We start from the raw sequence: 19,389 nt of genomic DNA on the forward strand, positions 1-19,389 counted from the left end.
GCGGCGGGCTCATGATCAAGGGGTGAGCAACACCGACCCGGACTCCGAGTACGAGGCCCTCATGCATGTCGTGCAGCGTCTTGCGGAGCGTTTTCCCGACACCCCCGAGGAGCGGATACGCGCACTGACCGTCGAGGAGTTCGAGTCCTTCGACGATGCGCATGTCCGCGACTTCGTGCCCGTGCTCGTCGAGCGCGCCGTGGCCGAGCGGCTCGATCCCACACCCGCGACCTAGCGCTGCCGAGCCTGCGCCTCGAGCCGCACGATGATCGACTTCGACGTCGGCGTCCCGCTCACGTCGGCGACGGACTCCAGCGGCACGAGCACGTTGGTCTCGGGATAGTACGCGGCGGCGTTCCCACGGGGCGTCGGGTAGGGCACGATGCGGAACGCCGGCGCCCGGCGCTCCTGCTGCGTACCGTCGTCGCCGGTCCACTCCGACACCAGGTCGACGACGTCCCCGTCATGCCATCCCAGCTCGGCGATGTCGTCGGGGTGGACCATGACGACGCGGCGACCCTGGTGGATGCCGCGGTACCGGTCGTCCTTGCCGTAGATCGTGGTGTTGTACTGGTCGTGCGAGCGCAGCGTCTGCAGCAGCAGCCGTCCCGGCGGGATGCGCGGATACTCCAGCGGGTTGGCGGTGAACCGCGCCGTACCGTCGGGTGTCGCGAACCTGCGCGCGTCACGGGGGCCGTTCGGCAGGTGCAGCGTCCGGCCCTTGTCGATGCGTTCCTCGAAGTCGTCGAACCCGGGGATGACGCTCTGGATGTGCGCGCGGATCATCGCGTAGTCGGTCTCGAGGGCCGCCCAGTCCGCGCGCGGCGCGGCCGCCGGATGCCGCGCGCCGGCACGATCGTCGGCATCGCCCGGTGCCCGATGCGGCTGATCGGCCGCGGGCCGCTCCGGCAGGCCCCGGTCGGGATCGCCGTCGTGGCTCGGGTCTGTCGCCGTGCCGCCGGCGTCCCCCTGCGGGGCGCCGGGGAACAGCATCCCGCACAGCCGCGCGACGATCGCCACCTCGCTCAGCAGCTCGTCGGAGGGCGGCGCCAGGCGTCCGCGTGAGGAGTGGACCGCACCCATGGAGTCCTCGACCGTGACGCGCTGCTCGCGTCCGCCGCGCCGGTCGCGGTCGGTGCGACCGAGCGTCGGGAGGATGAGAGCGCGGCTACCGGTGACGACGTGCGAACGGTTCAGCTTCGTCGACACCTGCACGGTGAGCGCGACCCGGCGCATCGCGGATTCCACGACGGCGGTGTCGGGGGTGGCGCTGACGAAGTTGCCGCCCATCCCCATGAAGAAGCTCACCGCGCCGTCGCGCATCGCACGGATCGCCGCCACCGTGTCGTAGCCGTGGGCGCGCGGAGCGGTGAACGAGAACTCGCGGTCGAGCGCCTCGAGAAACGCTTCGGCGGGCTTCTCGTAGATGCCCATCGTGCGATCGCCCTGCACGTTCGAGTGGCCGCGCACCGGGCACACCCCGGCGCCGGGACGGCCGATGTCGCCGCGCAGGAGCAGCACGTTCACGACATCGCGGAGAGTCGCCACCGAGTGCTTGTGCTGGGTGAGCCCCATGGCCCAGCACACGATGGTCGCCGATGACGCGGCCACGTCGTCGCCCACGGCTCGCAGCACGTCTTCGGCGAGTCCCGTCGCCGCTTCGAGCTCTCGCCACGGCACGGCCGTCACCGTCTCGCGGTAGGCGTCGAAGCCGCTCGTGTGCGCGTCGATGAACTCCCGATCCAGGATGCCGCCCACCGCGGCCTCACGCTCGAGCAGGTGCTTGCCGATGGCCTGGAAGAGCGCCTGGTCACCGCCCAGCCGGATCTGCAGGAACCGATCCGCCAGGTCGGTGCCGCCCAGGAGCACGCCGCGGACGGTCTGCGGATTCTGGAACTTCACGAGCCCGGCCTCGGGCAGCGGGTTGACCGCGATGATCCGCGCGCCGCCGGCCTTGGCCTTCTCGAGGGCGCTCAGCATCCGCGGGTGGTTGGTGCCGGGGTTCTGGCCCGCCACGATGAGCAGGTCGGCGCGATGGATGTCGTCGATCGACACCGTTCCCTTGCCGATGCCGATCGTCTCGGTCAGGGCGGAGCCGCTGGACTCGTGACACATGTTCGAGCAGTCGGGCAGATTGTTGGTGCCGAGACCGCGCACCAGCAGCTGGTACAGGAACGCCGCCTCGTTGGAGGTGCGCCCCGAGGTGTAGAACACCGCGTCGTCGGGGTCGCCGAGGTCCCGCAGGTGCGTCGCGATCTCGCGCAGCGCGTCGTCCCACGAGATCGGACGGTAGTGGGTCGCGCCCTCGTCGAGCACCATCGGCTGGGTCAGCCGTCCCTGCTGCCCCAGCCACCAGTCGTCGTGATCGGCGAGCTCCGCCACGGAGTGCGCGGCGAAGAACTCCGGGCCGACCCGCCGCAGCGTCGCCTCTTCGGCCACCGCCTTGGCGCCGTTCTCGCAGAACTCCGCGACGTGGCGCTTGTCCTCCTCGGGCCATGCGCATCCGGGGCAGTCGAAGCCGTCCTTCTGATTCACGCGGGCGAGCGTCCGGATGCTGCGCGCGACCCCCATCTGCTCGATCGACATCTGCAGGGCGTGGGCGACGGCCGGCACGCCCACCGCCACCCGTGCGGGGTCGCTCACCCTCAGGCGGGACTCGTCGATGTCGGTGCGGGGAGGCTTCGACGCCATCGGTCAGCGCCTGCCGGTGCCGAAGACGCCGCGGATGACGGCGCCGATGATCGTCTGCGTGGACTTCGAGTTCAAGACCTGCTCGAGCGGGCTCTTCGTCGTGCGGGACGATCGCGTGGTGCGGGACGAGCCCGACGTCTTCTTCAGCAGCCGCTCGTACTCCTGCTGCGCCTTGCGCTCGGCATCCGCCTTCGCCTTGTCGATCGCCGCCTGCTGACGCGCGAACTCCGCGTCGATCTTCGCCTTCTCGAGGGCGGCCTGCTCGGCCGCTTCGGCCTCTTCCGCCGCCTTCATCTTCGCCGTGAGCAGCTCTCGGGCCGACTCCCGGTCGATGGGGGTCCCGTATTTCGCCAGCAACGGGGATGCCGCCACGGCGGCGTCGATCGCGGCATCCGGGGTGGGCGTCATCAACCCCTGAGGAGCCCGCAGGCGCGTCCACGCGACGGGGGTGGGCGCGCCCTTCTCGCTCATGACGGTGACGATCGCCTCGCCCGTGCCGAGCTCCTGCAGCACGCGCTCGAGGTTGTAGCCCGATCGGGGGTATGTGCCGACCGTGGCGCGGAGCGCTTTGGCGTCGTCGGGGGTGAACGCGCGGAGGGCGTGCTGCACGCGGGAGCCGAGCTGGGCGAGCACGTCGCCGGGCACGTCCTTGGGGGTCTGCGTGACGAAGAAGACGCCGACGCCTTTGGAGCGGATGAGGCGCACGGTCTGCACGATCGCCGCGGTGAAGTCCTTCGATGCTCCGGTGAAGAGCAGGTGGGCCTCGTCGAAGAAGAACACCAGCTTGGGCTTGTCGACGTCGCCCACTTCGGGGAGGGTCTCGAACAGCTCGGCGAGCAGGTACATGAGGAACGTCGAGAAGAGCGCGGGCTTGTCCGCCACCCCCGGCACCTCGAGCAGGCTGATGATGCCGCGGCCGTCGGGGGCGGTGCGCAGGAACTCTGCGACGTCGAACTCCGGCTCCCCGAAGAAGACGTCGGCGCCCTCGTCCGCGAACGTGATCAGTTCGCGGAGGATGACCCCCGCCGTGGCCGCCGACAGACCGCCGAGCTCCTTCAGCTCGCCCTTGCCCTCGTCGCTCGTGAGGTAGGTGAGCACGGCGCGGAGGTCGGACAGGTCGACGAGCGCGAGGCCGTTCTTGTCGGCGTAGTGGAACACCAGACCGAGGCTCGACTCCTGCGTGGCGTTGAGCCCCAGCACCTTGCTCAGCAGCAGCGGCCCGAACCCGCTCACGGTCGCGCGGACGGGCACGCCCTTGCCGACACCGCCGAGGGCGAAGTACTCGGTGGCGGATGCCGCGGGCTGCCAGTCCTGGCCGATGCCGACCGTGCGGGCCAGGAGCTTGTCACTCGCCACGCCGGGGGTGGCGACACCCGAGAGGTCGCCCTTGATGTCGGCGGCGAACACCGGAACGCCCTTCGCGGCGAGCTGCTCCGCCAGACCCTGCAGCGTCCGGGTCTTGCCCGTGCCCGTCGCCCCGGCGACGAGTCCGTGCCGGTTCATCATGGCGAGCGGAATGCGCACCTGCACGTCCGGGAGCGGGTCGGTGTTGACCAGGGCGCCGAGGTCGAGCGTCTCGGCCTCGAAGGCGTAACCCCGCCGTACGGCGTCGACCTCGGCGGCATCCAGTGGTCCGGCGGCGGGCTCCGCGGCGGCGGGCTCGGCCGTCGGTGCAGCCTCGGGCGCCGCGGGCTCGGCCGCGGGCTCGGGAACGGAGCCGGACTCGGCGCCCGGAGACTCGGCGCTCGAGGACTCGGTGATCGAGGGCTCGTCGCTCGAGGGCTCGCTCGCGGGTTCGGTGCTCGAGGGGGCAGTCGTCGACGCCGGGGGTCCCGCCGCACGCGACTTCGCGGCCTCGGCTTCGGCGGCGGCGAGCGCGGCTCGCGCCTGGGCGGCCTTGAGCTGGGCTTCGGCCGCTTCGGCCTCGGCGCGCAGGCGCGCCAGCTCGGCTTCGGCGGCAGCGACGGCGGGATCGGGCTCGGACGACGCAGTCATGGGCTCAGCCTAGCTAGGGCCGGGGTCCTTGCCCGGGGCGGCTTCGGGGGCTCGCTTCGCGCCGTGACGGACCTCCTCGCGGGCGAGGGGCTTGGCGAAGGCGGCGGCGACCAGCAGCGCCGCGCCGGCGCCGACGAGAGCTCCGCCGATGGTGTCGCTGATCCAGTGCGCCCCGAGGTACGTGCGCGAGAAGGCCATCGCAAGCGTCCACACCGCACCGCCGACGGCGACCCACACCTTCGGGAACAGCACGAACAGTGCGACGGCGATCGTGGCGGCGTTGGCGACGTGGCCGGACGGGAAGGAGCCGACGTCGGCGTGGACCAGGATGTCCTCGGGTCGCGCGCGACCGATGGTCTGCTTGAGGAGCTGCACCGCGAGGACGCTGACGATCTCGGCGGCGAGGAAGAACCCCGCACCCCACGGGCGTCGCATGATGAGCAGGATGATCGCGACGCCGATCGGCACGGCGAAGACACCGAACCATCCGCCGCCGATCCAGTCCAGGGCGTACGAGAAGGCCAGCATCGCCGGCCCACGGCTGGCCGAGAGCAGATCCTGCCACGCCGCATCGAAGCCGAAGGTGGCATTGCCGAGACCGACGAGGATGCCGACGCCGAGGATCACACCGGCGACCACCGCGGCCGTGCCGATCCAGAGCGGGCGGCGATACGCTACGCGGACGTCGGTCTCAGGGTGATCCTTCATGGGGTCATCCTGCCAGGGTGAACGGGAAGTGAACACGGCTCGCGCAGAACCGGCGATCCGTGAGATCATATGGCCGCGCAGGTTGCTGCACGGGCGCCGGGTGAGTGCTCCGCGTCAGGGCGCGAGACGCTCCACCGTGCGCGGACGCACCAGCAGCCAGAGGGCCGCGACACCGATCACGGCGCATCCGGCCATCACCGAGGCCATCGTCGTCGCCGTGATGCCCGAGCCCTGCGCGATCCAGCCGACGACGGGCGAGATCAGCCCCGCCACCCCGAAGTTGGTGGCGCCGATGATCGACTGCGCCGTGCCGGCGGCACGGCCATGCCGATCGAGGGCCAGCACCTGCACGCAGGGGAAGGTGAAGCCGCACGAGGTCATGAACAGGAACAACGGGATGAGCGTTCCCCACACACCCAGCCCCAGTTGGTCGTTGACGACGATGACCGTCGCCCACAGGAGCAGCGACGCGGTCGAGAACGCCAGAACCCACTGCGGTCCGTAGCGAGCGGCCAGACGCGAGGCGATCTGCACGCCGACCACCAGGCCGATCGAGTTCACCGCGAACAGCACGCCGTACTGCTGCGCGTCGAAGCCGAAGCTCTCCTGCACCAGGAACGGCGACGCGGACAGGTAGGAGAACAGCCCGCTGAAGGTCATGGCGCCGATGAAGAGCACGCCGATGAAGACGCGGTCGGTGAAGACGCTGCGATACCGCTGCCACACCGTGGTCGCGCCGCGCTCGTGCCGACGGGCCGGCGGAAGGGTCTCGGGGATGAACAGGATCGCCGACACGAGCATCACCGCGCCGTAGACGGCGAGGACGACGAAGATCCCCCGCCACGGCATCACGAGCAGCAGAGCCGAACCCACGAGCGGAGCCAGGACGGGCGCGGCACCCGAGACCAGGGCCAGGCGAGAGAGCATGACCACGAGGCGACGGCCGCCGAACAGGTCGCGCACGATCGCCGCGGCGACGACGCCGCCCGCCGCGGCACCCGCGCCCATGAACACGCGCGACAGCGAGAGCAGCTCCAGCGTGGGGGCGAGGGCCGCCGCCGCGCTCGCGACCACGTGGAGCGCGGTGACGATGAGGAGCGGAAGCCGCCGTCCGACCTTGTCGCTGAGCGGGCCGACGATGAGCTGCCCCAGGGCGAATCCGAGCATCGTGCCGGTCAGCGTCAGCTGGATGGCCGCGGACGTCGTGTCGAAGTCCGCCTCGAGCACCGGGAAGGCCGGCAGGTAGAGGTCGATCGTGAACGGCCCGAGGGCGGTGAGCGCGCCCAGCAGGATGATGTACAGCACCCGGCGTCGGCTCGAGATCGAGTCGCCCGGGTGCAGCACGATCGGCGCCGTGGCCGGGTTCGACCCGATCGCGCGGATGGCGCCGGTGTGCGGAGGCTGGGGGCGCTGGCGCGGCTGCTCGGAGCGCGTGGCGTCGGGGCGGACGACGGGAATGGAGGCGGTGTCGAGCAAGGCGGGGAGATCTCTGAGTCGAGGGCGAGCGAGGCGCACGTGCGGCTGGCGGTGCGAGGAGGAATCGTGAGGGCGAAGGATGTCGCGGTCGAATCGATTCGAGTCCATGATAGCGGATGCCGCCCGCCGCACTGACGGCGTCATCGGAGGCATTGTCCAGCCTCGACCTCATGCGGCCGCATAAACTCGACTGCGTGAGCCCGACCGACAAGCAGCGCAGCGGCAACCCCGCCAAGCAGGCCGAGATCAATCTGACCGTCAAGCAGCAGCGCGAGCAGCGTCGCCAGGAGAAGCTGGCCGAGTACCAGAAGCAGCTCGCCAAGCGCCGGCGCAGCAAGCTCGTCTGGTGGGTCGTCGGGTCGACGGCCGCCGTCGCGGTCGTGGCGCTCATCGTGGCCTCCATCGTCTTCGCGCCGCCGGCACCGCCCTCGTACACCGCCGGCGACAGCACCGGCGCCGAGATCGAGGGCGTCGAGACCTTCGAGAACGCCACCGATCACGTCGAGGGCACCGTCGAGTACGAGCAGAGCCCGCCCGCGGGCGGCCCGCACAACGCCGTCTGGCTCAACTGCGGCGTGTACGACCAGCCGGTTCCGAACGAGAACGCCGTCCACTCGATGGAGCACGGCGCGATCTGGGTCACCTACGACGCCGAGCAGGTGTCGGGCGACGAGCTCGACACGCTCCGGGCGCACCTGCCCTCGAGCTACGTCATCCTGTCACCGTACGAGGGCCTGGACTCCCCCATCGTGCTGAGTGGCTGGAACACCCAGCTCCAGCTCGATTCGGCCGATGACGAGCGCATCCCCGCGTTCTTCGAGGAGTACTGGCGCAGCCAGAACGTGCCCGAGCCCAACGCCGTCTGCAGCGGCGCGCTCGACGCGCCCGGCAAGCAGAGCTGATCGGCCGTGAGTCGACCGGTCGTCGACGACGAGATCGCCGAGACGGGACGCGCCGGCATCCGCTGGTGGATGGTGGCCCTCGCGATCCTCGCCATCGCCGGGGTCGCCTTCGCCGTCGGGCGGTTCTCCACCTTCTCCGCTGCGGGACCGCTGACGCCGGGCGACGCCTCGGCTGAGGCCGGGTTCTCGCGAGACATGCAGGCCCACCACGCCCAGGCCATCCAGATGGCCATGGAGATCTACCGGAAGACCGAGGACGAAGAGCTTCGCGTGCTCAGCTACGACATCGCCACGGGTCAGGCCGGCCAGCGGGGTGAGATGTACGACTGGCTGGTGCAGTGGGGGCTTTCGCAGTCGGGCGGTCCGATGATGGCGTGGATGGACGCGTCAGGCGACGAGCACGGCCACGGCGCGGCATCCGGCGACGACCTCACCGACGCCGAAGCGCACGCGGCGATGGGGATGGCGACGGACGCCGAGCTCGCCGCTCTGCAGAACGCGACCGGCGCCGAAGCGGACTGCCTCTTCCTCGACCTGATGATCCGCCACCACGAAGGCGCGATCCCGATGGCCGAGGCGGTGATCGACCTCGGTTCCGAGCCGCGCGTGCTCGACGTTGCGGGCAGCATCGTGGCCGGGCAATCCGCCGAGATCGAGGCGATGCGGGCGATCTCGGCCCGACTGGGCTGCGCCGGCTGACGACAGCGTGCACCGCCGCCAGCCGACTGGCCTCAGCCCTTCGTCGACCCCGCGAGGAGCCCGCGAACGAAGTAGCGCTGCAGCGCGAGGAACACGATCAGCGGCACGATCACCGCGATGAAGGCACCCGCGGTGAGCAGATACCAGTCCTGTCCGCGGCTTCCGGCGAGCTCGGCCACCATCTTGGTGATCGGAGCCACGTTGCCGTCAGCGAAGATGAGGGCGACCAGCAGGTCGTTCCACACCCACAGGAACTGGAAGATCGCGATCGACGCGATGGCCGGCATCGTCAGCGGGATCACGATGCGGAAGAACGTCTGCCCGTGGCCCGCACCGTCCACCTTCGCCGCTTCGATCACTTCGCGCGGGATCTCCGAGACGAAGTTGTGGAGCAGGAAGATGGCCAGCGGCATGGCGAAGATCGTGTGCGCGATCCACACCTGCGTATAGCCGGCAGAGCCCAGCGGCACGATCACCGGGACGCCGAAGATCGTCCCCTGCGAGAACAGCTGCAGCAGCGGGATGAGGGCCATCTGGATCGGGACGATCTGCAGGGCGAACACGAAGATGAACAGGATGTTCTTGCCCTTGAAGTCCATCCACGCGAACGCATAGGCGGCCAGCATCGCGATGACGATCGGGATGACGGTGGCGGGGATCGTGATCGCGAACGAGTTGACGAACGATCCGGCCAGCGTCAGCTGGCTGTTGCCGGCTTGAAGCGCCGTCGTGTAGTTGTCGAGCGTCCATCCCCAGTTCGAGAAGATCGTCCACCAGCCCGAGGTCTGGATCTCCTCGCGCGGGCGGAAGGAGGTGATCAGCAGCCCCAGCGTGGGGATCGACCACAGGATCGCGATGATGAGCGCGGCGAGCGTCGCCCAGCGCGACGTCAGCCGCCGCTTGGTGCGGGCGAGCGGCGCCTCTGCCTTCTTCTCGCCGCGCGTGACGCGGCGCTTCGTCTGGTCGTCGACCGGCAGTTCCACAGGCATGGCCATGTCAGCGCACCTCCCGCTGCTTCTTGAGCTGTCTGGCGTTGTAGATGACGATCGGCAGGACGAGCACGAACAGGATCACCGCGAATGCGGCCGACCTCCCGGACTCGAAGCTGCGGAACTGGGTGTACATCTCGTTGGCGATGACCGAGGTGTTGTTCGCACCCGCCGTCATGGTGCGGACGATGTCGAACACCTTCAGCGAGACGATCGAGATCGTCGTCAGCACCACGATGAGCGACGAGCGGATGCCGGGAACGACGACGTTGAAGAATCGCTGCCAGGCGTTCGTGCCGTCGAGCTCTGCGGCCTCGAGCTGCTCGGTGGGCACGCCCTTGATGGCAGCCGAGAGCACCACCATGGCGAAGCCGGTCTGCGACCAGATGAGCACCACGATGAGGAACAGGGTGTTCCACGGGTCGGCGGCGAGGAAGTTGATGGGCTGGCCGCCGAACCACACGATGATCTGGTTCAGCAGGCCGATCTGAGCCGCTTCGGCCGGCCGCGAGGTGTACATGAAGCGCCAGATGATCGACGCACCCACGAAGGAGATCGCGAAGGGCAGGAACACCAGGATCTTGTAGTACTTCTCGCCTCGGGTCTTGTCGATGAAGTAGGCGTAGGCGAGCCCGGCCACGGTCGAGACCGCCGGGGCGATGAGCACCCAGATGATCGTGTTGATGATCGTGCGCACGCCCTGGGGCTGTGTGAAGACCCACAGGAAGTTGTCCAGCCCCACGAACGCGGTGCCGCTGGAGTTGAGGAAGGACTGGAAGAACGTCTGGATGGTGGGGACGACCAGCCCGATGAGGACCAGCAGGAGCGCCGGCGCCAGGAAGGCCACGATCGTGAAGAGAGAACCGGACCCTTCGCGGGACCGCATGTCGAGCCAGAAGAAGAGGAGCCCGAGCGCGCCGGCTGCGAGGATCGCCCACCAGTAGGACTGCAGGAAGAACAGCAGGGCGACGGGGAAGAGCACGCACACCGCGAGGCGGATGATCGTGTACTTGCGGCCGGCGCGCGGTGCGATCTCGACGAAGAAGAGGATGATCCCCACCACCAGCACGAACGCGCCGACGATGATGGGGATCTCGAGCCAGGGCGAGAGGGTGCTCAGCCACTGGAAGAATTCACGGGCGGTCATGGGGCGTCCTTTCGAGTGCGACGACGAACTCGGGGTTTCGCGGGATCACCCGCGGCGAGGGAACGGGGCCGCCCCTTCGGGACGGCCCCGTTGCGACCGATCAGCTGGAGGGCCAGCCCGACTCGATCTGCTCGAGCACCGTGTCGGTGTCCGTGCCGTTGACCCAGTCGCGCATGCCCTGCCAGAACGTGCCGGCACCGACGCTCGAGGGCATCAGGTCCGATCCGTCGAAGCGGAACGTGGTCGCGTCGTCCTGCAGCAGCTCGATGGCTTCCGACAGGATGGCGCTGGACGCGTTGGCGGGGTCGAGCCCCTTGTTCGCGCTGATCACGCCGCCGAGCGACACGCGGCTGTTCGCCCACTCGGGGCTGGACAGGTACTCCTGCACCGCCTGGGTGCTCTCCGAGTCGTCGAACGCGCCCACGATCTCGCCACCGCCGGTGACCGTCGCGGCGCCTCCGTCGGACTCCTCGAACGGAGGAGTGATGAAGGCCCAGATGTCGCCGTCTTCGGCGACCGTCGCGCCGGCATCCACGATGAAGCCGTCGTAGAACGAGGCCTGGTGGTGCAGCAGGCAGTCACCGCTGGCGAGCGCCGTGGCCGGGTCGCCGAACGGGGTGGTGCCGATCGACTGCACGTCGCCGTAGCCGGCGTTGACGTACTCGGGGTTGAGGATGATGCTCCCCACCTCGTCGAAGGCCGACTTGATCTGCGGGTCGGTGAAGGGGATCTCGTTCGCCACCCACTGGTCGTAGACGTCGGTACCCGACTGGCGCAGCACGACGTCCTCGATCCAGTCGGTCCCCGGCCAGCCCGTGGCCGCGTCCGACCCGAACCCGACGCACCACGGCGGGCCGTCGGTCTCTTCGGCGATCTGCGCGGTGAGGTCCTTGAGGCCCTGCCACGTGGTCGGGATCTCCCAGCCGTTCTCTTCGAAGGTGGCGGGCGAGTACCAGATCCAGCCCTTGACGCTCGCCATCAGCGGCGCGCCGTAGAAGGTGTCGTCGACGGTGCCGAAGCCCTGCCACAGGTCGGTCCAGTACTCCTCGGCGTTCGCCTTGACCGCCTCGGGCGCCTCGACGAGGAAGCCGCGGGTGGCCATGTCGGCGAGCAGACCGGGCTGCGGGAAAATCGCGAGATCGGGGGCGCTGCCGCCCTGCGCGCGCACGGCGATCTGCGCCTCGAACTCCTGAGAGGCCTCGTACTCGATGTCGATGCCGTTCTCTTCCTCCCATTCGGCCCACGACTCTTCGAGCAGCTCTGCCTCGGTGCCCGAGATGGTGCCGTAGATGGTGACGACGTTGTCGTCCTCTCCCCCGTCGCCGCCTCCGTCGCCGCCGCCGTTGCCGCCGGTGCCCGGGCCTCCGGTGCAGCCGGCCAGTGCGATGCCGGCGACGCTGATCGCGGCGACCGAGCCGAGGATGCGTCCTCGCCTGTGAGTCTTCATGAGTCCTCCTCTTCGAGTAGGGGCTTCCACCCCGGGAACCGGCCTGCAGGAAAGTAGGGAACCGATTCCAGGCCACGCTATTCGACTTCCCCCGGGCGCACAACGGCCCGGAAGGTCACAACTCGGTAAACAGCGGAAAGCCGCCAGGCCGAATTGTGGGATGTACATGGAACCGGTTCCCTTCCGGGCGTGATTCGCCTACGCTTTCCCACAACGTCGCGGCGAAGGCGGGCGACGCGGGAGGCAGCACACGTGAGCGGTATCGCGGACGTCGCCCGGCTTGCGGGCGTGTCGAAGTCCACGGCGAGCCGTGCGCTCACCGGGTCGGGGTATGTCTCGGATGCGACGCGCGACCGCGTCGTGGGGGCGGCGAGGGCTTTGGGCTACGTCGCCTCGACGAGCGCGGTGAGCCTGGCGACCGGTCGCACGCGCAACATCGGCGTGATCATGCCCTACGTCAACCGCTGGTTCTTCGCCGAGGTCCTCGAAGGGATCCAGGCCTCGCTCCTGGCCCGCGGACTGGATCTGACGCTGTACGACGCGAAGCCGGGAACGGAGGGACGTCGGCGGATCTTCCAGGACTTCCTGGCACGCAAGAGGTTCGACGGCCTGATCGCCGTGGGGCTGGAGCCTGCGCACGACGAGGTGCAGCGGATGCTGGAGATCGACAGGCCGGTCGTGATCGTGGTCGGAGAGCGCGGCCCGACCAGCACCGTCGCGATCGACGACGATCATGCGGTGCGTCGCGCCACCGAGCACCTCATCAGTCTCGGCCATCGCGAGATCGCGTTCCTCGGCGGTGGCGGCGGGACGAACTGGGCCGAGGTGGACCGGCGTCGGCTCAGCGGCTACCGGCTCGCCATGTCGCAGGCGGGCCTGGACGATCATGCGGTGCACGTCCGCTCCGACGTGAGCCTTCCCGGCGGCTACGCGGCCGCGGTGGACCTCCTCGGCGACACGCGTCGGCCGACGGCCATCGTCGGGGTCTGCGACGAAGTCGCGATCGGTGCGATCATCGCGTCGCGCCGCCTCGGCATCCGCGTGCCGACCGACCTCAGCGTCGTGGGCATCGACGACCACGAATACGCCGAGATGTTCGCCCTCACCACCCTCGAACAGGTGCCGCGCGAGCAGGGCGCCGCCGCGGTCGATCTGCTGGTGGAGCAGCTCGACCACCCGGGGCGTCCCCCCGTCGACATCCGGCTCAAGGCGCGGCTCGTCATGCGCGCATCCACCGCTCCTCCCGACACCCACGAGTCGACGGTGGCCGTCGACATGCGCGACCACGCGCGACGGCGGTTCTGGGACGAGTGAGAGCGCGGCGGCGTGGAACGACGAAGGCTCCGGATGCCGAAGCATCCGGAGCCTTCGTACGGCTGAGCGTGATTACTTGAGGGTAACCGTCGCGCCGGCCTCTTCGAGCTTGGCCTTGGCCTTCTCGGCGTCGTCCTTGTTCGCGCCCTCGAGCACGGGCTTGGGCGCACCGTCGACGACGGCCTTGGCCTCGCCGAGGCCGAGCGAGGTGAGCTCGCGGACGACCTTGATGACCTGGATCTTCTTGTCGCCGGCGGCCTCGAGGATGACGTCGAACGCGTCCTTCTCCTCGGCCTCCTCGGCGGGGGCACCACCGGCGGGGGCGCCGGCAGCGGCCACGGCCACGGGAGCGGCGGCGGTGACGTCGAAGGTCTCCTCGAACGCCTTGACGAACTCGCTGAGCTCGATGAGCGTGAGCTCCTTGAACGCGTCGAGCAGCTCCTCAGTGCTGAGCTTTGCCATGATGATTCTCCTTGATTGGGGTTGTACTACGCCGGGGCCCGATGTCAGGCCGCGGACTCCTGCTTCTCACGCAGCGCGTCGACCGTGCGAACGGCCTTCGACGGCAGTGCGTTGAAGACGTATGCCGCCTTCGTCATCGATGCCTTCATCGCGCCGGCGAGCTTCGCCAGCAGGACTTCACGGCTCTCGAGGTCGGCGAGCTTGTTGACCTCGTCCGCGCTCAGGGGGTTTCCGTCGAAGAAACCGCCCTTGATCACGAGATGAGGATGTGCCTTGGCGAAGGCGCGCAGGCCCTTCGCGACGGCGACCGGGTCACCGTGCACGAACGCCACGGCCGACGGACCCTTGAGGTCGTCGTCCAGCGACGAGATCCCCGCGTTGTTCGCGGCGATCTTGGTCAGCGTGTTCTTCACCACGGCGTACTCCGCGTCCTGACGGATCGTGTTGCGGAGCTCTTTGAGCTCGGCAACCGTCAGGCCGCGGTACTCGGTCAGCAGTACGGCGGTCGAGTCCTCGAAGTGCTTCGTGAGCTCGGCGACCGATGCTTCCTTCTGCGCCATGGCCACTCCTTGTGTGTACGAGACGCTCCGCGGAGGCGGGGCGTCGACCTGGAACACCGGCGCTGCAATGAAAAAAGCTCCGGCGCAAGCGCACGGAGCGGAATTCCGGTGAGGGAGAATCGTTCGTGACACCTGCGCGGGCCCCTGCACTGCAGAGCTTCGATCTCGGTACGCTCTCACGCACGTCGATGACCGGCGGTCTTCGGCTCCCGGAAGTCTAAGCGACAGCATCCCCCCGCACCAAATCCTGCGGGTCCGGTCCCTGCGTGCCCGGCCAGAACACGTGACGTCGCGAAGGCCGCCCTCGCTTCGCGCCCCCACCCCATCGCGCCCCACCCCATCGCGCCCACCCCCATTGCGCCCAGAACACGTGACGTCGCCGAGACGACGCGTCCCGCGCGCTCGGAAGCCGTCGTCTCGGCGAGACCACGTGATCTGACCACCTGCCCGGAGCGCTGCGCGCCAGAACACGTGATGAGGATGCGTGAACCGCGGTGCGCAGCATCGACCGTCGCGCCGTTGATCACCCATGTGGCGGCTGGATCCCGAAGGCGGCGAGGCGGGCGGCGAAGGTGCGCAGGTCGCCGATGTGAGCGTCCTCGACACGGACGAACCGGCGCTGGGTCGTGCCGCGGATCCAATCCTCGCGCCTCTTCTCTGCGAGGAGCACTTCCTCGAGTGTCTTTCCGGCTCGCAGGGCTTCGTCCTGATACTTGGACGCTCCGTCGAACTCGACGAAGCTCCGCACGTCGTCCACTCCGAGGTCGACGAAGTACTGCGACGTCCCCGGGCCTGCGACCCGCACCTGCGGATGGATGTCGACGAAGCCGAGCTGCACGAGCCGCAGCCGCGTGACGCTCTCGCCCGGGAGCTCTGCTCGCCCGTCCGCCAGCCGGGCCGCCTCACCGGCCTGTCTCACCCCGCGTCGTCCGGGTGCGGCGGCGACGCGGTCCAGCATCCGCTCTCGCCAGTTCGCCACCACGTCCGCGTCGTAGGAACGACCCGCGACGGCGACGTGGCGAAGCGCAGCGTCCGCAACGGAGATCGCAGCCTCCAGACCGACGGTTCGGCAGACGTCGAACACGGTCCGCTCCAGAGTGGTGCAACGCACACCTGCGATGTCCGTGACGTCATGGTCGGTGAGGGCATCGGCGTGCCGGACGAGGCGGGTGCGACCCGATGCGCGGGATCCGGTCGGCATCGTCATATGCACGGCTGCCGGCCTCAACCGGTAGAGGGGCAGACCCCACGCAACCGCGGCGGACACGTGGGAGAGCACCCCGGCGCCGCCCCCCATCTCGGCGACGGCCGCCGCCGCCTCGAGCCGATGCTGGGACTCCGGCCACAGGCCGCTCCAGACCTCCCCTTCGACATAGCGGTTGCGCTGCAGTCTTCGGATGCTGCCGCTCTCGAGACCGCGTCGGACGTCGCGCGGCCGATATCCCGCCGCGAGCAGCTGTGAGCGCGAACGCACGGACTCTAGCGCCTGCGCAAAGGTGATGTGACGTGTCATGGACGCCACGATTGCGGCATCCGCTCCGCCTCACTCGTGCCGTCGGCCCCGTCGTGGACAACGCGACCGGTCAGGCGCCTGGGGAGGATTCGCCGGAAGCGGACACGCGCTCGGTGCGATCACGTGATCCGGATGCCGGACACGCAAGCCACTCGCGCCGATCACGTGATCCGGTGCTCCCAGCCCCGGCGTCGCTGCTGAGATCACGTGATCCGGATGCCGGAGATACGACCCCCGCGCACCGATAACGTGACCTCGTCGAGATGACCCGCAGCGAGCGCGCGCGACACGTGTTCTCGGCGACATCACGTGATCTGGCCGTCCGCGCCCGCGGGCCGGTGAGCAAGGTGACGGGATGCTGGGCGGCGCGGTTCTCGTGGTCGTAACGGTGCGGGTCTGCTCGACGCCGGGCTCAAGCGCCGGGGACGTCGACCCAGCGAGAGGTGCGGGCCGATTCCAGGACGGCTTCGGTGAGCTGGGCGGCGCGCAGGCCGTCCGCGAAGGTCGGCAGTCCGTCCGGGTGCTCGCCCTTCGCCGCGGCGTAGGCGTCGGTGACGAAGGCGTTGAACGCGTCCTGATAGCCCATGGGGTGCCCGGCGGGCACGAGCGAGAGCCCGCGGTCGCCCGGCGTCTCGGGGTCGCGCAGGACCAGCCGCGAGCCCTCCTGCGCACCGATCCACAGCTCCTCGGGTCGCTCCTGGGCGACCCGCACGCTCTGACGTGTGCCGTGCACCTCGAGCGTGAGCGCGTTCTTGCGGCCCGGCGCGAGCTGCGAGATGAGCAGCGTCGCCAGAGCACCGCCGTCGAGCTCCACCACGAGTGCGGCGATGTCCTCGTTCGCAACGCGGGCGCCGTCCCGCTCCGCATAGACGGTCCGGGTGCGGGCGGCGAGCGAACGGATGCGGTCGCCGACGACGAACTCGAGCAGGTCGCACAGGTGCGAGCCGATGTCGGCGAACGCGCGCGAGGCGCCCCCTGCGGCGGCATCGGCGCGCCAGTTCGTGTCGGACTGGGCGAGGAGCCAGTCCTGCAGGTAGGCGCCGTCGATCGTCAGCACATCCCCGAGCTCGCCGGTCGCGACCAGCTCGCGCGCGTGGCGCACGGCCGGGTGGTAGCGGTAGACGAACGGCACGGCACCCACGACGCCTGCCGCGGCCGCCGCGTCGACGACCGTCCGGGCGTCCTCCACCGTCGTGGCGAGCGGCTTCTCGCACACCACGTGCGCTCCGGCCGCGATGGCCTCGAGCGCCTGCTCGGCGTGCCGGCTGTTGGGCGTGCAGATGTGGACGACGTCGGATGCCGCGGCGACGGCCGCGACATCGACCACGGCCCGCTCGATCCCGAGCTCTTCGGCGGCGACTCCGGCGCGCTCCGGCGACGAGCCCGCGACTGCCGTCAGCCGGGCGCCCGCGGCCCGCGCCGCGCGGCTGTGGACGGTGGCCATGAAGCCACCGCCCACGAAGCCGGCGCGGATCCCGGCCGCGGTGCTCACAGCGTCGCCGCGAACGGGTCGCGATCCTCGGGCACCATCGGAACCTCGTCCACGGTGCTCTCGACGGCGACGAAGGCCCCCGCCACGACGGACTCCTCGATCGCGGTGAGGGTGTCGAGCACGTGGTACCCCAGCTCGCCGGTCGCGATGTGCCGATCGCCACTGCGGATCGCACGGGCCATGTCGAGAGCGCCCAGCCCGCGGCCGGCCTCCACGCCGACCGCCGGAACGTCGTGCCACAGCGGCTCGCGCGTGGGAGAGTCCGGCGCGGCCCCGCGGGTGATCCGCACCTGGCCGCCGAAGGTGTTCGGGTCGGGCACGACGAGGGTGCCCTCGGTGCCGGTGATCTCGACCAGACCCATGCGCGTCAGCGGCGAGTCGAAGCTGAAGACGCTCTGGCTGGTGGCGCCCTTCTCGAACCGGGCGATCGCCTGCACGAGCGTGGGGACCTCGACCGGGAAGGACGTGCCGACGCGATCGCCGACCTGGATGGTGCGCGTCGCACGACCCTGCACACCGACCGCAGCGACGTCGGCGACCGGGCCGAACAGGTGCACCAGCGCCGTGACGTAGTACGGCCCCATGTCCAGCAGCGGTCCCCCGCCGCGCGCGAAGAGGAACTCGGGGCTCGGGTGGAACACATCCGGACCGATGTACTGCATCGAGGTCTGCGCCGACAGGGGGGTTCCGATGTCGCCGCGGGCGATCGCCCGCCGGGCGGTCTGCAGCCCGGGTCCGAGCACGGTGTCGGGCGCGATTCCCACACGCAGACCGGCGGCATCCGCCTGCTCGAGCAGCCGGAGCGCCTCGGCACGGTCGATGCCGATCGGCTTCTCACTCCAGACGTGCTTGCCGGCGGCGATCGCGGCCGAGCTGACCGGGACGTGGGCGGCCGGGATGGTCAGATTGACGACGAGCTCGACCTCGGGGTGGGCGAGCACGTCGTCGGGCGAGCCGCTCTCGGCGATCCCGTGCTTGTGCGCCTGGTCCGCGGCGCGCTGGGTGTCGAGATCGCCGACGATCACGACGCGGACGTCGGGGAAGGACGTGAGGTTCTCGAGGTACGTGTTGCTGATCATCCCCGCGCCGATGAAGCCGACGCCGACGGGTCCCGTGCCGGCCATCAGCGGATGCCCCGATCGGCGAGGTAGCGGACGCCCGCCTCGATGCCTTCGAAGATGTCTCCGGCGTAGTGGTCGAACTCCACGACGGCCAGCTCGAGCGACGTCGCTGCCGCCAGCGCCTCGTCGAGCGCGACCTGACCGGCCCCGGCGGGGACCTGGCCGAGGTCGGCGGCGTCGAACGCACCCGTGCGGAAGGGGTCGGCGCCCACGGGGCCGTCCTTCACGTGAAGAGCCTTCAGCCGGCTTCCGAGCCGACCGACGAGTGCGGGCACGTCCTGCCCGCCGACCTGCGCCCAGTAGGCGTCCAGCTCGAGGGCGACGTCGTCCCGCAGCTGCGAGACGAAGACCTCGTACGCGGCGACACCGTCGAACGAGTGATGGAACTCCTGGGAGTGATTGTGGTAGCCGACCCGGATGCCGCGTCCCGCAGCGGCTTCGGCGGCGGCGTTCAGGCGCTCGGCCGTGCGCAGGACCTCGTCGCGACTCGCCCAGCGGTCAGGACCGACCATCGGGTCGATGAGGAGCTCCACCCCGAGGGCCTCGGCATCGTCGAGGACGGACTCCAGCGGAGGGACCTCGATCGTCTTGTCGCCGAACCGCAACTGGTCCGACAGGAACGCGGCGTGGCCGCTCGGTGCCCGCAGGCCCGCCGCGTCGAAAGCCGCACGCAGCTCGGCGGCCCGGCCGACGAAGCCGAACGCTTCGACGTTGCGAAGGCCCATCTCGGCCAGACGCTCGAGCGTGCCGCCGAGATCGGTCTCGAGCGGCTCACGCACCGAATAGAGCTGAACAGAAGACTGGGGGGATGACATCGACGACCTCGTCTGCGTTGTCGCGGTCCGCAAAGACCGACCGCGGGTAGGTTTTACG

At 69.8% G+C, this 19,389-nt stretch carries 17 protein-coding genes; 4 read left to right on the top strand and 13 right to left on the bottom strand.

Translation table 11 applies throughout. The features are described from left to right. The first annotated feature begins 22 nt into the window (after positions 1–22). Positions 23–235 carry a three-helix bundle dimerization domain-containing protein gene (locus NFR93_RS06670; protein ID WP_251451095.1) on the top strand — a complete coding sequence of 71 codons (213 nt, stop codon included), beginning with the start codon at positions 23–25 and terminating at the stop codon, positions 233–235. Here the strand turns inward: NFR93_RS06670 and NFR93_RS06675 are convergent. From NFR93_RS06675 to NFR93_RS06690, 4 genes are all read right to left on the bottom strand, one after another. Then, positions 232–2,691, bottom strand: coding sequence for an FdhF/YdeP family oxidoreductase (locus NFR93_RS06675; protein ID WP_251451097.1), 2,460 nt, complete (start codon positions 2,689–2,691; stop codon positions 232–234). The two genes, NFR93_RS06670 and NFR93_RS06675, sit on opposite strands and share 4 nt — an antisense overlap. A gap of 3 nt (positions 2,692–2,694) precedes the next feature. Beyond that, positions 2,695–4,686 (bottom strand): helicase HerA-like domain-containing protein, encoded by a 1,992-nt coding sequence (locus tag NFR93_RS06680; protein ID WP_251451099.1) that lies wholly within the window; start codon positions 4,684–4,686, stop codon positions 2,695–2,697. Positions 4,687–4,695: 9 nt separating this feature from the next. Further along, entirely contained in the window at positions 4,696–5,394 is a 699-nt protein-coding gene (locus tag NFR93_RS06685; protein WP_251451102.1) for a phosphatase PAP2 family protein, read from the bottom strand. A 114-nt stretch (positions 5,395–5,508) separates the two neighbouring features. Beyond that, on the bottom strand, positions 5,509–6,870 hold the full coding sequence (locus NFR93_RS06690; RefSeq protein ID WP_251451104.1) for a multidrug effflux MFS transporter: 1,362 nt from the start codon (positions 6,868–6,870) through the stop codon (positions 5,509–5,511). Positions 6,871–7,040: 170 nt separating this feature from the next. On the opposite strand from NFR93_RS06690, the gene NFR93_RS06695 reads away from it, so the two are divergent. Further along, positions 7,041–7,772: a thioredoxin-like domain-containing protein gene (locus NFR93_RS06695; RefSeq protein ID WP_502846261.1), complete on the top strand. Its 732-nt coding sequence runs from the start codon at positions 7,041–7,043 to the stop codon at positions 7,770–7,772. 6 nt (positions 7,773–7,778) lie between these two features. Beyond that, positions 7,779–8,471 carry a DUF305 domain-containing protein gene (locus NFR93_RS06700; RefSeq protein WP_353049902.1) on the top strand — a complete coding sequence of 231 codons (693 nt, stop codon included), beginning with the start codon at positions 7,779–7,781 and terminating at the stop codon, positions 8,469–8,471. Between the two features lie 32 nt (positions 8,472–8,503). Here the strand turns inward: NFR93_RS06700 and NFR93_RS06705 are convergent, their stop codons facing one another. From NFR93_RS06705 to NFR93_RS06715, 3 genes are all read right to left on the bottom strand, one after another. Beyond that, positions 8,504–9,466, bottom strand: a complete 963-nt coding sequence (locus NFR93_RS06705) for a carbohydrate ABC transporter permease (protein WP_251451108.1) — start codon at positions 9,464–9,466, stop codon at positions 8,504–8,506. Position 9,467: 1 nt separating this feature from the next. Beyond that, complete coding sequence (locus NFR93_RS06710; protein WP_251451110.1) at positions 9,468–10,607, bottom strand: carbohydrate ABC transporter permease; 1,140 nt, start codon at positions 10,605–10,607, stop codon at positions 9,468–9,470. 100 nt (positions 10,608–10,707) lie between these two features. Further along, entirely contained in the window at positions 10,708–12,054 is a 1,347-nt protein-coding gene (locus tag NFR93_RS06715; RefSeq protein WP_251451112.1) for an ABC transporter substrate-binding protein, read from the bottom strand. A 252-nt stretch (positions 12,055–12,306) separates the two neighbouring features. Between NFR93_RS06715 and NFR93_RS06720 the strand changes: the two genes are divergently transcribed. Continuing rightward, positions 12,307–13,368: a LacI family DNA-binding transcriptional regulator gene (locus tag NFR93_RS06720; protein ID WP_251451114.1), complete on the top strand. Its 1,062-nt coding sequence runs from the start codon at positions 12,307–12,309 to the stop codon at positions 13,366–13,368. A 72-nt stretch (positions 13,369–13,440) separates the two neighbouring features. Here NFR93_RS06720 and rplL read toward each other — a convergent pair whose 3' ends face one another. The 6 genes from rplL to NFR93_RS06750 form a co-directional block, all read right to left on the bottom strand. Next, complete coding sequence (gene rplL / locus NFR93_RS06725; RefSeq protein WP_251451116.1) at positions 13,441–13,830, bottom strand: 50S ribosomal protein L7/L12; 390 nt, start codon at positions 13,828–13,830, stop codon at positions 13,441–13,443. 44 nt (positions 13,831–13,874) lie between these two features. Continuing rightward, positions 13,875–14,390, bottom strand: coding sequence for a 50S ribosomal protein L10 (gene rplJ / locus NFR93_RS06730; RefSeq protein WP_251451118.1), 516 nt, complete (start codon positions 14,388–14,390; stop codon positions 13,875–13,877). Positions 14,391–14,913: 523 nt separating this feature from the next. Continuing rightward, complete coding sequence (locus NFR93_RS06735) at positions 14,914–15,903, bottom strand: type IV toxin-antitoxin system AbiEi family antitoxin domain-containing protein (protein WP_251451120.1); 990 nt, start codon at positions 15,901–15,903, stop codon at positions 14,914–14,916. A gap of 412 nt (positions 15,904–16,315) precedes the next feature. Continuing rightward, positions 16,316–17,395: a Gfo/Idh/MocA family protein gene (locus tag NFR93_RS06740; RefSeq protein ID WP_285814546.1), complete on the bottom strand. Its 1,080-nt coding sequence runs from the start codon at positions 17,393–17,395 to the stop codon at positions 16,316–16,318. Further along, positions 17,392–18,519 (bottom strand): Gfo/Idh/MocA family protein, encoded by a 1,128-nt coding sequence (locus NFR93_RS06745; RefSeq protein ID WP_251451122.1) that lies wholly within the window; start codon positions 18,517–18,519, stop codon positions 17,392–17,394. Before NFR93_RS06745 ends, NFR93_RS06740 begins: the two co-directional genes overlap by 4 nt. Further along, positions 18,519–19,331, bottom strand: coding sequence for a sugar phosphate isomerase/epimerase family protein (locus NFR93_RS06750; RefSeq protein WP_251451124.1), 813 nt, complete (start codon positions 19,329–19,331; stop codon positions 18,519–18,521). Before NFR93_RS06750 ends, NFR93_RS06745 begins: the two co-directional genes overlap by 1 nt. Between the last annotated feature and the right edge of the window lie 58 nt (positions 19,332–19,389).

The organism is Microbacterium sp. Marseille-Q6648 (assembly GCF_943181415.1).
Taxonomy (GTDB): Bacteria; Actinomycetota; Actinomycetes; order Actinomycetales; family Microbacteriaceae; genus Microbacterium.